General features: G+C 56.3%; 10 protein-coding genes. 6 read left to right on the top strand and 4 right to left on the bottom strand.

All coding sequences use genetic code 11. The annotated features are described in order from the left end of the window. Positions 1 to 60 precede the first annotated feature (60 nt). Positions 61 to 840 (bottom strand): thioesterase II family protein, encoded by a 780-nt coding sequence (locus RE6C_RS10930; protein WP_008656576.1) that lies wholly within the window; start codon positions 838 to 840, stop codon positions 61 to 63. A gap of 187 nt (positions 841 to 1,027) precedes the next feature. Here RE6C_RS10930 and RE6C_RS10925 point away from each other — a divergent pair, with 187 nt between their 5' ends. The 5 genes from RE6C_RS10925 to RE6C_RS10905 all read left to right on the top strand — a co-directional run bounded on the left by RE6C_RS10925 (position 1,028) and on the right by RE6C_RS10905 (position 6,333). Then, a complete protein-coding gene (locus RE6C_RS10925; protein WP_052034946.1) occupies positions 1,028 to 2,494 on the top strand; it encodes a sulfatase in 1,467 nt (488 codons plus the stop codon). A 92-nt stretch (positions 2,495 to 2,586) separates the two neighbouring features. Continuing rightward, positions 2,587 to 4,377, top strand: a complete 1,791-nt coding sequence (locus RE6C_RS10920) for a tetratricopeptide repeat protein (RefSeq protein WP_008656574.1) — start codon at positions 2,587 to 2,589, stop codon at positions 4,375 to 4,377. Beyond that, positions 4,293 to 4,499, top strand: a complete 207-nt coding sequence (locus RE6C_RS32820; protein WP_236618107.1) for a tetratricopeptide repeat protein — start codon at positions 4,293 to 4,295, stop codon at positions 4,497 to 4,499. The genes RE6C_RS10920 and RE6C_RS32820 overlap by 85 nt, the downstream gene beginning before the upstream one ends. A 190-nt stretch (positions 4,500 to 4,689) precedes the next feature. Then, on the top strand, positions 4,690 to 5,955 hold the full coding sequence (locus RE6C_RS10910; protein WP_039961803.1) for a LamG domain-containing protein: 1,266 nt from the start codon (positions 4,690 to 4,692) through the stop codon (positions 5,953 to 5,955). 24 nt (positions 5,956 to 5,979) lie between these two features. Further along, a complete protein-coding gene (locus RE6C_RS10905) occupies positions 5,980 to 6,333 on the top strand; it encodes a hypothetical protein (RefSeq protein WP_236618106.1) in 354 nt (117 codons plus the stop codon). 47 nt (positions 6,334 to 6,380) lie between these two features. On the opposite strand, the gene RE6C_RS10900 is transcribed toward RE6C_RS10905, so the two are convergent. The 3 genes from RE6C_RS10900 to RE6C_RS10890 all read right to left on the bottom strand — a co-directional run bounded on the left by RE6C_RS10900 (position 6,381) and on the right by RE6C_RS10890 (position 11,212). Beyond that, positions 6,381 to 7,085, bottom strand: a complete 705-nt coding sequence (locus RE6C_RS10900) for a hypothetical protein (RefSeq protein ID WP_008656569.1) — start codon at positions 7,083 to 7,085, stop codon at positions 6,381 to 6,383. Positions 7,086 to 7,212: 127 nt separating this feature from the next. Beyond that, positions 7,213 to 8,196, bottom strand: a complete 984-nt coding sequence (locus RE6C_RS10895; protein ID WP_008656568.1) for a DUF3500 domain-containing protein — start codon at positions 8,194 to 8,196, stop codon at positions 7,213 to 7,215. A gap of 133 nt (positions 8,197 to 8,329) precedes the next feature. After that, positions 8,330 to 11,212: a serine hydrolase gene (locus RE6C_RS10890; protein ID WP_008656567.1), complete on the bottom strand. Its 2,883-nt coding sequence runs from the start codon at positions 11,210 to 11,212 to the stop codon at positions 8,330 to 8,332. Positions 11,213 to 11,875: 663 nt separating this feature from the next. On the opposite strand from RE6C_RS10890, the gene RE6C_RS10885 reads away from it, so the two are divergent. Beyond that, positions 11,876 to 14,221 (top strand): AMP-binding protein, encoded by a 2,346-nt coding sequence (locus RE6C_RS10885; RefSeq protein WP_008656565.1) that lies wholly within the window; start codon positions 11,876 to 11,878, stop codon positions 14,219 to 14,221. Positions 14,222 to 14,295: the final 74 nt, after the last annotated feature.

Genomic DNA, 14,295 nt, shown 5'->3' with positions numbered 1-14,295 from the left:
CCAAGACCGTCGAGACCGCTTCCTACGTACGATGGTCTTCTAGACCGTCGATCTTGGTTCTCAACCGCCGTCCCCGCTCAGCGTCTCCGCGGTCAGCAATACCTTGCTGAGATTTGCCACGGGAAAGAAATGATCCCCCGGCAACACTCGCAGAGAGAACCCGGCCGACGTGAGCGCTTGCCAGCCTTGCATCTTGGCTCGGTTGGCAACATGGTCTTCCGCCCCGGCGAGAGCCCGAATGGGAACGGGGATGGTCGGGTGCTCAACGGTCGCGACTCCACGTGCCAGTTTTAGATCCGCACGCACGATGGGCAAGAACATCGCGAGCGCGTCGGGATGCTGTTTCAAACCGGCTGGCAAACCGCCATAGCGACGGTCGAGTTCTTCCGCGAACGCGTCGTCGTCCCAGTCCAACCAGTCGCGGTTCTGCGTCCATTGGTTGGGCGGCGAGGCTCCCATCACGATCAAACCTTTTACGGGTGTTTGATCACCGGAGCGTTCCAGCAACTGAATCGCCAACCGATACGCGATCAACGCACCCAGGCTGTGTCCCGCCAGCACCAACGTGTCGTCACCAGCAAAGGTTCGTTCCGTTTCGGTCGCGATCGATTCAACCAACGAGTCCATGTCGGTTTCAAGTGGATCCGAGAAACGGGACTCACGCCCGGCCATCCGAACGGCCCACAAGTGGATGGAACTCGGAGCATTTCGCGACGTTGTCAGACTGCGAAATTGTTTGAACAGCGGAGCGGTCGCACCGCCGGCATGCGGCACCCACAACAGGTGCGTCTTCGACTCCGAAGCGGGACTGATTCGACAAAGGGCGTCATTCGACGTCATCAAATATTCATTCCAAAATGCGTGTAAACTTCGCCGTCTGGGAGCCTTACCGCCGGGGGCGAGTTGTAACAAAACACCCCGTCACGCCAACGCCCCACGCTGCGCATTCGCCCGGTCACCCACAACCTATTGTGGATTCAGCTATAACGGGAACCCCTCAACGATTTCCCCCATCCCGATTCCCACCATGCACACGCTCCGACCCCGCCATCTGTTTTACGGCTTGGCTTGCCTCGTCTGTTCGATTCCGCTTGATGCGTCGGCTCAAGAAGCCTCGCCATCCAAACCGCTCAACGTTTTGATGATCGCGGTCGATGATTTGCGACCGGAACTTGGTTGCTACGGCAAATCGTATATGCACTCCCCGAACATCGATCGCTTAGCCGCATCAGGCATGCGGTTTGACCGTACGTATTGCCAGGTCGCCGTTTGTGGTGCCTCGCGAGCCAGTTTGATGAGCGGTTGCCGTCCGGAAACGACGCAGTGCTGGAACTTCAAAACGCTGCTGCGGTCGAAGATGCCCGACGTGCTGACGCTGCCGCAACACCTGTCTCGCAACGGCTACGAAACGGTGTTTCTCGGCAAGGTCTACCACAGCGCCAGCGACGATGCGGCGGCCTGGACCGTCGATGCCAACGAGTGGGCACCGCGAGATCGCGGCAAGGGAAAAGGCTACGTCCAGGAACTGCCTCGCAAACGCAATCCGGCCAACTCGAGCGAGAAGCCGGGACCATCGATCGAAAACGGCGGCGATGTCCCGGACAATGCTTACGCCGATGGGCACGACGCCGAGCGAGCGGTTGCGATGTTGGAACGCTTTGCCACGCAAGACAAACCGTTTTTCTTGGCCGTTGGATTCTTGAAGCCACACCTGCCGTTCAATGCACCGGGCAAGTACTGGGACTTCTACGACCGCGACGCCATTGAAATTCCTTCTCGCGAAGATGTGATTGATGGTTTGCCGTACGCTCGATCGAGTTGGGGAGAGCTGAAGAACTACGCCGACATCCCCGCGAAAACGAAGATGCTCGACGACGACAAAACTCGTGAGCTGATCCATGGTTACCGGGCCGCGGTCAGTTACATGGACGCACAAGTTGGCAAGGTGCTGGACGCTCTCGAATCCAACGGGCAACGCGAGAACACGATTGTCGTGTTGTGGGGCGACCATGGTTGGTACGTCGGCGATTTTGGCGATTGGTGCAAACACACCAACTATGAAATCGCAACGCGAGTCCCGTTGATCGTGTCCGCGCCGGGCGTACCTGCCGGTGGAACAAAATCGTTGGTGGAATTGGTGGACGTGTTCCCAACCTTGTGCGAGCTGACCGGAGTGCCGGTTCCGGAACATTGCCAAGGCAAGAGCATCGCGGGAGTGGTCCGTGATCCCGAACTGTCGGTTCGTCCGGCGGCGTTCAGCCAATACAAGAAATCCAAACCAGGCGTTGGGCCGGTGCTTGGAACCAGCATTCGCACGGAGCGGTTTCGCTACACGGAATATGTGTCGAGCAAGACCGGCAAACTCGAAGACATCGTCTTGATCGATCTCGACAATGATCCGGGAGCGACTCGGAACGTGGCTTCCGATCCTGCCTATCAATCGTTCTTGCCGCAATTGCACGCTTGGTGCGAACAATCTGCTACGGGGCTATGACCACAAACTCCCGCAAGACCTCTCCCGGCCATGCAACACGTCAGCAGAACTCGAACTCGCTCAGCAGGACCAAAAAGGCCTGCTTTGGTCTCATGACGACCGTGCTGGGATTGGTGGCGATCGAGCTAGCCCTGACGCTAATCGGCGTTGCCCAATCGACCGATCAAGCGGACCCGATGATGGGGTTTTCGAAACAGGTTCCGTTGTTGGAACGCCACGTCGATGAAGACGGCAAAGTCTGGATGCGAACCGCGGAAAACAAGCTGGTCTGGTTCAACGACCAACGCTTTCCGCTGAACAAACCAGCGAACACGCAGAGGATCTTTTGCCTCGGTGGATCAACCACGTTCGGGCGACCCTACGACGACAACACGTCATTTGCGGGATGGTTGCGAGAATGGTTGCCTCGTGTTGATGCAGACACGAACCATGAAGTCTTCAACGCGGGTGGGGTCAGCTACGCCAGTTACCGCGTCGCGGCGGTGATGGAAGAGTTGGCTGAGTACGAGCCCGATTTGTTCATCGTTTACACCGGTCAGAACGAGTTTCTCGAGCGGCGAACGTACGCGGACTTCTTTGACCAGTCCCAGGCTCAACTTTGGTTGACGGGATGGTTGAACAAGACCCGAACGTATCGGGTGATCGATTCCCTTGTGCGCAAAAAGCGTCCACCGAAATCCGACTCAAACTCGATCGGTTTGGCCGCTGAAGTGGACGAACGTCTGAACCACACGGTTGGACCGTCGGACTATGTTCGCGATGAGGAATGGAGCAACAATGTTCGCAAGCATTTTCGATTCAATGTTCGACGCATGATCTCCATCGCTCAATCCGCGAACGCGAAAATATTGTTCGTCGTTCCAGCATCCAACGAGAAGGATTGCAGCCCCTTCAAGGCGGATCCAGCGGATGATTCGTTTGAAACTGGCCAGCGAGCTTTTAATACCGGTGATTTCGAGACGGCACGCAAGGCGTTTCGGTTAGCGATCGATCAGGACATTTGCCCACTTCGTGCCCCGAGCGATTTCGCCCAGTACATTCGCGAAGTGCCCGAATCGGATGATGTTCGCGTTTTGGATTTCGAATCGGATCTTCGCAACCTTTGCCGCGACGAACACGGGCATGAAATCTTGGGCGAAGAATATTTCCTCGATCATGTGCACCCGACCATTGATGCGCATCGTCAATTGTCCCGCTGGCTGATCTCGGAAATGCACAATGCGGGTTGGTTGGCCGCAGAATCGATCGCACTGAAAGAATTGTCTCGCGAGACGGTCGAAGATGTGAATCGAGCGATCCTTGGCCGCATCGATCGAACTACGCAAGGAATCGCGATGCGAAACTTGGCGAAGGTGATGCACTGGGCTGGGAAGTTTCAGGTCGCGGCGCCGCGGGCTCGGGACGCGATTGAATTGCTAGGTGGTGATGCCGAGAGCCAATTCATTTTGGCCGATTGCCTCCGGTGGACCGGGCGAATCGACGAAGCGGTGGTTGAATTTGAAAAAGGCGTCAATGCCTACCCAACGTACTTTCGCGGCGTGCAACGTTACGGCTTGCTTTTGCTGGAATTGGGAGAAGATGATTCTGCTCGCGAAATGTTTAGCATCGCAACGCTCGGATGGCCGGAAACAGATCCGCGACATTGGTCCGCTCGCTTTCAACTTGCGATCGCTCATCTAGGAGTGAGCGACTTTGAGTCCGCGTACGGTGAATTACAAAAATGCCATGAACACAATCCGAGTGACATGGATGTCGTGTTCGCTCTGGCGGAGGCCAGTGTGGGGATCGGAAAAACCAGATGGCGATCGAATTGTACGAGCGAGTTTTGGCTGAATTTCCAAACGATGTTGATACTCATCTCAATCTTGCCCACGCGCTGCTGAGCAGAAAACAATTCGACCGAGCGGCGGAGCATTTCGCCACTGCCTTGTCGTTGGCTCCTAATGACGAGCGAGCACGATCGGGGATGGTTGTCATCAATCAATTGAAACGGACATCGAATTGAGGCTGTTTATTTTGCAATTCATTCGGCGGCAAACTTCGGCAGTTTGGATTGTCATGCCATTTAGTTGGACGCCCAAAACCGAATAGCCAGCAGTGTCTTCGATTGGCGGTGGTCGCATTCGTTGTGAATGGCGATCAACCGACGATGTCGTCATGAAAACATGGTCTTTGAATCACCGCAGGAACTATCCATGCCGCGCTCTTACCTTGCATTCACCGCAGCCATCGCGTTGGCGGTCTCGATGGGAACCCTTTCTGCGTTTGAACCATCCGCCAACCGTGATGTTGTTCGCAACACGCCAGGGCTGGTTGCATTTTGGGACTTCGACCTGCGTGAATCTTCCGGGAATGAGCGTTTTGTCGCTCACGTGCCGGTTGGGTCGCCCAGCAACTATCCCTTGGATGCCGCGAACTATGTGCGAGACTACTGGGGCGAAGGGAGGGAAGCCACCTACGCTGACTTTCCGCTGTTGAATGATGGTCCATTTGGACAAGCAATTCGTATTCGCGAAGAATCCGATCCGAACTTTCGGCCATTTCTGTTTGTCCCCAGGACGCGGCTGCATGACACGCCGCTTGACATCAAAGGTGACGGGAAATCGGTGACCGTTGTTGTCTGGGCGATTCGAGAAAGCGGCAACCATGCACTGGCAGGGATCTGGCACGAAGGGACGGACCTCAAACAATCGTCCACAGCTTCCATCCAAAAGGTCGAACGCGGACAGCGGCAATACGCGTTGTTTGCGGGGCTGAATCGACCTGGCAGCGCGTGCGGACACATCTCTGAAAACGGTGCTAGCTCGTTCCTGAACAAGTATGCGTTGCACAAATGCAATTCGTTGAGGGTAGCTCCGGCCGTGAATGCGGACGTTCCCGCAGAACAGCTCGCTGCATCCTGGCAGTGCTTTGCGATGACTTTCGACGATCAGAAGGACGAAATCACTGGTTGGCTGAATGGAGAGTCCGGTGAACGCTGGCTCAAGAATCCCAAATCGAACAATTTGCTGTCGTATGCCCACAACGCCTACATGCAGGGGCACTACGCTCGGACGCCTGGGATGCAGGAGGGGCAAGACAGCGACTTTCCGAAGGCCCAGTACTACAGCCCGCCGGAAGGTGAGGTGTCTGAGACGGAAGTCTTGCGTGAGGACGAGAACCATCGCGTTGAACGTCGCCGCTACCGCTACACAGAAGTTGTTGTGACGCTGGAGAAAGATGAAAACGGTGAATGGGTTGAGACCGACCGAACCCTTGTTGGCTTGCGATTGAACCCTTGGTGGTACCCGCACGGCATTTATTCACCGCCGGATGCAGAACAAGGCGGGCCGTTCACGATTGGGCGAGTGATTCACAGCAGTCGCAGTGTCGGCTTCACCGGATGGATCGGCGGCGTCAGCGTGTTTGATCGGGCCCTCTCGGAAGCCGAGTTGAAGACGCTTGCCGACCTTCGGAACTGATCGGCTGGGATTGGAGTGCCAAAGTTGAATGCCGATGTCGGTTGCGACCGAGGAATCCGAACTGCGATAAACGTTCTTACCGCTTCTCAAACAACTTCACACAGGACGTACGTGATGGCAGAGCTTCCCCAAGAAACATTGGATCAAATCCGAGCTCATCTCTTGGAAGGGAAAAAGCTCAAGGCAATCAAACTATACCGAGAAGCGACGGATTCATCGCTTATTGAGTCCAAGGAACAAATCGAGAAGCTCAGCGAAGAGCTTGAGAAATCACACCCTCGACAAATGGCCGACAACAAACCGATCGGCTGCGCCGGAATCCTCCTGCTCGCCGTAGCCGGCGCAGGTTGGGTGGCCAAAAGTGGCATAGGCTTCTAGCCTGTGAATACAAAGGGCAACGAAGGTGTGAATCACAGGCTGGAAGCCTATGCCACTTTGGGGACTGGTTCGCCGGCTTGGATTCCGAGTTTCGAACGAATCCGAGCTGATGACCATTGGAAATCTTCCGCACGGTCCACTAATCCAGCCACGACAGGATTCTGCTCGATGTAGTGGATGATTCGAAGCAACTCCTCTTGATCGCGGGCGTAGTGATCGAAAGTCTCCGCTTGCCAAAATGCACCTTCACCGCCACGTGCTCGATTGCACTGCGTCCCCGTGAAGCTTTGGATGCTGTGTGAAATGCTTTCACGTGGAGTGCGTTTCTTTTCCTTGTCCTGTTGTTGGGCTAAAAACTGTTCCGCCCAAATTGGATCGGGCAGGAACACCCAATGGTGATGGCTTGGCATCACAACGAATGCGAACAGCGTGTAGCGTTCCTCCGCGAAATGAAGGAACGCGTCGGCGACGATCTTTGCAAGCCAATCATCGCGAAGATGTGTCACTGGTGACTCGCCATCCAGGATGGAATCCACCAGTTTGAAAAGCAACTTGTGCTTCTTCATTTCCCAATCGGCGTCACTTAGGTCGAGAGGCTTCTTGCGTTGATCCAATTCATCACGATGAGCACGGATGCGTTTCAAACCAGCGGCTGGCAAACTGCCATCCAAGCAGGCCGTGATGAACGATGCTTTGCCCTCGACATCGATGTGCGGCAGATTGCGACGTCGGAAAACTTTACCCTCATTCAATGCGTTGCCTCCTGTGGCATAGGCTTCCAGCCTGTGGTTGAAACAGCGTTTGCTCTTTGTAAATCACAGGCTAGAAGCCTATGCCACTGTGCAGGTTCGATCACAGGCTGGAAGCCTATGCCACCGCTTAGGACTTGATGCCGATGTTGAGGTAGGCGTGGACGTGGGGGGCGCCGCGGAAGTGCCAGACCATTGATGGGCCTTCGACTCGCCAGATGTCCCAGACGCGATCGTTGTCGATGTCTTCTTGTTGATAGAAAGCCATGTGCAGTTGGTCGAGTCCGCCGCTGCTATTCAGGATCTCCATCACTTCCTTCGAATCGTTTTCACGATACGGTGCCAGCAACATCTTGAGGGTCGATTCGACGAGCTCCTTTTGATCGCTTGAAAGTTGGTCGACGCCAATTCCCGGGAAGTGACCGCTCTCGCCTTTCAACTGCACCGCGGTTTCACTGGGAGCTTTCTTTTGCAATGCCTGTTTGGCTTGGTCAGCGTCCAAGGCTTGGAAGACCTTGTTGGCTTGCAACGTTTGCTGAAAGAACGGGCTGTCGGGGAGGTATTCTTCGCCGTGCCCGTAAACAACCGGGCCGCCAAAGCCGATTTTGTCGAGTCGATTTCCGTCGGCTCGCATCGTCACGTGACGGCCGGTCAATTCGAATTGGAACTGGTCCGAGCCTGGTTCACCAAACAACGCGAAACTGTAGCTTTCTAGTCCGCCGTCATCGTATTCCATTTGTTCGAGCAGACGATCGTATCCGTCTTTGGAGGTGATGTTGCGAACGATTTGGTCGACCAGTGTCTTCTGCTTCTTCGAAAAGAGATCGTCGCCGATGGTCGTTTTGCTGACGTGCCAGTTGGGGTTGATCTTCAGGCGATCGGCGTGATCGAACGGTCGCCAGACAGCGGTTTTCTGATTGTCGGACAAGGAAGCGTACAGTTCCCCCACGTAGGTTTCTGCGGAAGCGGTGGGGGCTCCCGCCGCATGAGCAAAACGGGCGTCGAAGAGGGTGGTCGTTGCAACACCGGCGGCGATGGCTCCTCCCAGTTTGACGAAGTCTCGGCGGGCAACGCGTTGGCCATCGGGGCGATTGACGTTCATCGGAAAGCTCATGAGGGTTTGGGGGGAATACAGGCGGGAACCGTTTGCTTTGAACGGCCGCTTTTGATTCTACCAAGTTCAACCCCAGCGAACAAAAATTGGTCGCTGCGAAAACCACGTTGCCCAGCTGAGAGCTTTGCCAAGTTCAGTTCGCGTCTTGCGGAGGCCAATCTTCGATTTGGTCGATTGCCTTCATGACTTGAGGAAGGATGGTCCCGGTCACTCGTGAAAGACGAGCGGTAACCCGTGTGTTGAACAACAACGCGACGTTCTTTCCATCGGAACGACGAACCAGAATCGTGTTGGTGCCGGGAAGTGAACCGCCATGGGAAGCGGTCAATTCGCCAGAGTCATCGGTGACCACCGACCAACCTTGGCCGTAGTACCTGGGCTTGAGGTCACCGTTCTTCTTGTGTCCCGCCAAACCTTCCGGCCGAGCAAACATGTCGTTGATTCTGGCGGACGACAACAGCGGGCTGTTCTCGGGATCGTCGAATGCACTTGCGAACCGAGCCAGGTCGCTCGCCGATGCAATCCACGCTCCGTGGGAATCCATCGCCTCCAGGTGCCAAGCCCCATAGGTTTGCGGCACCCGTGAATTCAAGTCCTCGGCGAAGACGGAGTCACCTTGGTGCGGATCGTAGTAGCGGACCTCTTTTGGTTTGCGGCCTTCCAAACGAGTCACGCCGACAGACATCGATGTCACGCCGATCGGTTGCAGGACATGTTGCTTGACATAGTCTTCGTAAGCTTCGCCACTGATCTTCTCGATGACTCGCCCAAGCAAGCAGTAGCCGTAGTTGGAATACGCGTACCGCTCACCCGGATCAAAGTCGAGAGGTTTGCCTCGCATGACACGGATGATGGTGTCGGGCGTTGCGGGGTGGGATGCACCGAGAGCGTTGGCAAATTGAGTTGAGCGGAACATCGCGTCGAACGATTGGTCTCGATCCCAACCACCACGATGTTGCAACAAGTGCTGGATCGTGATCTCGTTTTGTCGCTCGTCGATTTTGGAACCTTCTTCCACATGAGGCTCGTGGTCGAGGATTTCGAAGACTTTGTCGTCGAGCGACAGTTTGCCTTGATCGACCAATTGCAAGATCGCAACCGCGGTGATCGGTTTGGAAATGCTGGCGATCCGAAACAGACTCTCGGGTGTCACGGGCTCACGCTGGCCGACGTCGGCGTAGCCAAACCCTCTCGCGTAGACGACGTTGCTTTGGTTCGTGATCGCGAGCGATGCACCTGGGATACGATGCTCGCGAAGGAATGATTGCATCACCCTATCGACTTCGCGAAACGCTGGTTGGTCGTTTCCAGTGACGATCGCATGCGACGCGGTGGCGGGATCAAAGCCCGGGCCGCGGAGGACTTTGCCGGGGCGTTTGCCGGTGAACTTGCCATCGGCGAGCACGGGAGTTCCGTTGACGATCACGTGCTTCATGCCAACCGATTCGGCGTGCGGGTTTTCGAAGTTGGCTCGATCGGCGAGTTCATCAAAGTCGAAGATGATCACGTCGGCGGCCAAACCCTCAGCGATTCGGCCGCGGTCATATACCATCACGGCGTTGGCCGCGGCGGCACTGGCTTGCGAAATCGCTTGTTCCATTGAGATCGCCCCCAGGTCGCGGACATATCGCGACAACATCCGTGGGAACGCGCCGTAGGAACGTGGATGCGAGGCGCTTCGGTTGCCACCCGCCGGACCGACATCGGTGCAGAAGGAAACGAACTCTTGTTGCATCGCTAAAATCTTGTTCGCGTCGCTCATCGTTTCGGGCAATGCGAACGTGGATGCATTGCACAGTCCAAAGAATGTGTCCCAAGCGTCTTCGCCAGTTGCTTTGGCGATCGCGGCGACGGATTGGCCAGCGTACTCGCGATAACGAGGTTCAGTGGTTTGGCCGACGATGATGCGGTCCCAATCCGAGCCCGCGTGGCGGTACCAGTTTTCCCAACCGCTGGTGGATTCGATTTCCTCGCGAACTTCAGTTCGCAGTTCTTCGTCGTCAGCCAACCGGTTGAGGAACTTGGCTCGTCCTTCGCCAAAGTGCCGCGGGTGAATCAGGGCATCGATTCCCAACCCGTTGTTGATGTAGGGATAGATGTCGGCGGTGACTTGGTGACCTTCGCTACGAGCGGCTTTGATGCCCGCGATTGCCAATTGCATCTTGCCCCAGTTCTGACGACCGGCGGCTTTCAAGTGAAAGATGTGAACAGGGGTGTTGCCGATACGACCGATTTCCAGGGCTTCGTCGATCGCTTCGAGAAGCTGGTCGCCTTCGTTTCGCATGTGCGTGTAGTAGCGTCCGCCGTGTTCGCCCGCGACTTCGGCCAGGGCACCGATTTCTTCGGTCGTTGCATAAACGGCGGGAGGGTAGATCAACGCGGTGGAAACTCCGATCGCGCCCGCACGCATGGCTTCGCGAACGTGTTCCTTCATCGTCTTCAGTTCATCGTCGCTGGGACGCCGGTCGTCTTCACCCATCACCAACCGGCGGACTTGGGTGTGCCCGATCGTTTGCACGGTGTTGACGGGCATGCCTTTCAGGTCCAGCAACTGAAAGTACTCCGCCATGTTTTGCCAACCGACTGATTTCGCGTCGTGATCTGAAAGCGGCGCGGCCGACGATCCCTCGCCCGCGTTGATGGTCGTGATGCCTTGCGTCAGCAAGTTCATTGCCGACGAAGGATTCCGAAGCATCGGCGTCGCGGTTTGCCCCATCATGTCGATGAACCCGGGAGCGACGATCAATCCCTCGGCGTCGATCGTGTCTTTGGCGGACGCCGGATCGATGCGGCCGATGTGGGTGATCTTGCCGTTCGTGATTCCGACATCGGCTTCGTACCAAGGGGCACCCGTGCCATCGACCACGTGCCCGTTCAGGATCGCGAGATCGAAGGATGGCTCTTTTGATTTGGGCTCGTCGTCCGCGGCGAAGGTCGCCGGTGAAATCAGCCAAACAACCAAGAAACAAAGGGCCAGGGATCGACGCGGCGCAATGTCAGAGGGCTTCTTCCACACAGGATCGACTCGGCAGGCGGGGAGGGGCGGGCGTAGAGAGAGGGCGGGGCTTCGGCTTGAAGCATCAAACCGAGCCGAAAGGACAGCCCGGGTTGCACTGTAGCCCTTAGCTTAGCTGATCTGAGACGGCGTCGGCCTATCGCAATCGCTTCCGGACGGACGTGGTGCAATCGTGGTGCGACAGTCGTTTTCGAGCGAATTCACGATCGAGCGTCGCAGGACCAAATCAATTTCGCGACGGTGGGCTGCTCACTATCAAACGGGTGGCGTCAAACAGATTGCATCGTTTCTTTTTCCTGCCCAAATTATCAGGCTGTTCAGGTTTGACGCCGGAATTTGCTGGTGAACGCAACTCACTTGCTCTCCATATCACGGATCAAATTCGCCACTCCCGTGGAAGGGGGGTTCGATCTCTCTTGGCAACCTGTAACGATAGGGCGCCCTGAGCAGTTTTGGAGTCCCGCCATCCATGACGATTGTGCGGTAAGCAAGGATGCCCCCCTGACGAAATTTGGTCTGTCGTCAAAGAAACGCCATCATGCTTTCAATCCACCTAGCAGAGTTATATGCTAGGACGAATGACGACCCAAATTCACTATCCTGCCCCGGCGAGCCAAACAGTTTTCGAGTTGCCCACCTGATCGGCCATCCGCCCGAGACCGTATGTTACGCAAATCAGAGATTCCTGATTCCACGACCCGCGAGCCCAGTGAGACGCGATGGAAATCGCTCGCTCATTTGCTCGTTGATCGTGCCGCGCGACATCCCGATCGTCCGGCGTTAACGTTTCTGTCTGACGACGCTTTGGACGGTGTGGGCGAACCACAGACGCTGACTTACGCCGAACTGCACCGCCGTGTTTGTGCGGTCGCGACTCGTTTGCTGCGTGACACTGGTGCGACGGCGGGTGATCGAGCGATGTTGTTGTTTCCGCCCGGTTTGGAGTTCATGGTCGGGTTCATGGCCTGCGAGATGGCTCGGTTGATTCCGGTCCCGACCAGTTATCCAAAGCCCGGGCGCGCGATGCCTCGGTTGGATGCTTCGGTGACTGACTGCCGACCTTCCGTGTTGATCAGCGATCAGGAAACCATCGCGGGTATCGATCCGCATCGGGTGTCGCCTGATACTGCGACGCTGCCAAAGATCGCGACGGATGTTTCGATCGAACAAGATCTGACAACGATCGATACGACTGAAAGTGCACTGCCGCTTGGCGAAATCGAATCGACCGACTTGGCTTTGTTGCAATACACCAGTGGATCGACGAGCGATCCAAAAGGTGTGATGGTTTCGCATGCTAACTTATTGAGCAACCTGGAATCGATCCGTCATGCATTCGGAATTGAATGGTCCGATGACGATGGCGACGACTTCGAGCGCGGTTTGTTCTGGTTGCCTCCATTCCATGACATGGGATTGATCGGCGGAATCCTTGAGCCGTTGTACGTCGGCGGTCATGCGATCTTGATGTCGCCCAGGTCCTTTCTTGCTCGGCCGATGCGTTGGCTTCGAGCGATCTCGGACTACAAGGCCACCATCAGCGGCGCACCCAACTTCGCGTATCAGTTGTGCGTTGACCGAGTTGATTTGGCTCAGGCCGAGTCGCTTGATCTGAGCGGTTGGGAGTTGGCGTTTTGCGGTGCCGAGCCGATTATCGCGGACACGTTGCAGCAGTTCACCGATCGATTCTCCGACGCAGGTTTTCGCGGTGAAACATTCTGTCCTTGTTACGGATTGGCCGAAGCAACCTTGATGGCGGCGAGTTGCCGGTCTGGGCAAGCACCCAGTTTGCTGGACGTGGACAAAGACGAATTGGCTCATGGGCGTGGACGAGTCATCCGCCATACCACGCTCGGAAAGACATTGCCGGACGATGCGTCCAGTGCGAAGCCGGACCCTGCGACGTCGCGTCAATTGGTCAGTTCGGGAAGTCCCGCGCACTTGATGACCGTGATGGTCGTTGATGCGAAAACAAAACGTGAACAGCCCGATGGCGAGATTGGTGAAATCTGGTTGGCGGGGCCATCGGTGACGTCTGGTTACTGGAAACGCGAATCTGTGAACGCGGAAGTCTTCGGTGCGACTCTCGCCGATGGAGATCCTGCGGAGAAGTTTCTGCGAACCGGCGATTTGGGATTCATTCACGACGGCGAAGTCTACGTGACTGGACGTAGCAAAGACGTGGTGATCTTGCGTGGTCGTAACCTGTTCCCGCAAGACATCGAGGCGACGGTCAAAGGTTTGTTGCAAGCCAATGTGTTGCAGTGTGCCGCGGTCGCAACGACCGGACGGACAGGAGACGCTTTGACGGTCGCTGCCGAAGTTTCGCGACACGTCGACGCGGAAGAATTACCCGAAATCGTGCGTCACATTCGACGTGCAATCATTGACGATCATGAAGTCGACGCACGCCAAGTGTTGATCACTCGGCCTGGCGGGATTCCGTTGACGACGAGCGGTAAAGTCCAGCGACAACAGTGCCGTTCGATGATCGAAGCCGGCGAGTTGTCGGCACGTTACCAGTGGTCACGCAATCGATTCATCGACGATTCAGAATCCGTGGCTTTGCCTGAATTGCCGACCCGTGTGACTCGGGAAGAGATCCCCGAAGCGACCGAGCAAATCACCGCCTGGCTGTTAGCTTGGTTGTCTGGTCACAGCGGCGAACAGATCCACGAAGACGGCGAACGCCCGGTTCGCAACGCGTCGCTGACACCGGAAACCCCGTTCGCCGAAACCGGTATGGATTCGTTGACGGCGGTGGAGTTGAGCAGCGAGCTGGAAGATTGGTTGGGGATCGAGCTGACTCCCGTGTTGGCGTTTAACTACCCCACCTCTGCACGCTTGGCTGCGTATCTGGCGGAGACCTTGGCCGGTGGTCCGGAACAAGACTCCGCCGCGAATGAATTTGATGGTGCGGAAGACGACATTCAATCGGATATTGAAGCGTCCGATTTGTCGCCCGAAGAGTTGGAAGCTTTGCTGAGCGAAATCGAAAACGATTCGTAGAGGCGCGAAGGGTTCGACGGAGTCGAAACGATCGTGCGCAAATGATTGCGAGTGTTCGTCGTAGGCCATGTCTT

This window comes from Rhodopirellula europaea 6C (assembly GCF_000338295.1).
Taxonomy (GTDB): Bacteria; Planctomycetota; Planctomycetia; order Pirellulales; family Pirellulaceae; genus Rhodopirellula; species Rhodopirellula europaea.
Note: the sequence above shows the minus strand (reverse complement) of the source record. Positions and strands in the feature narration are given on the sequence as shown.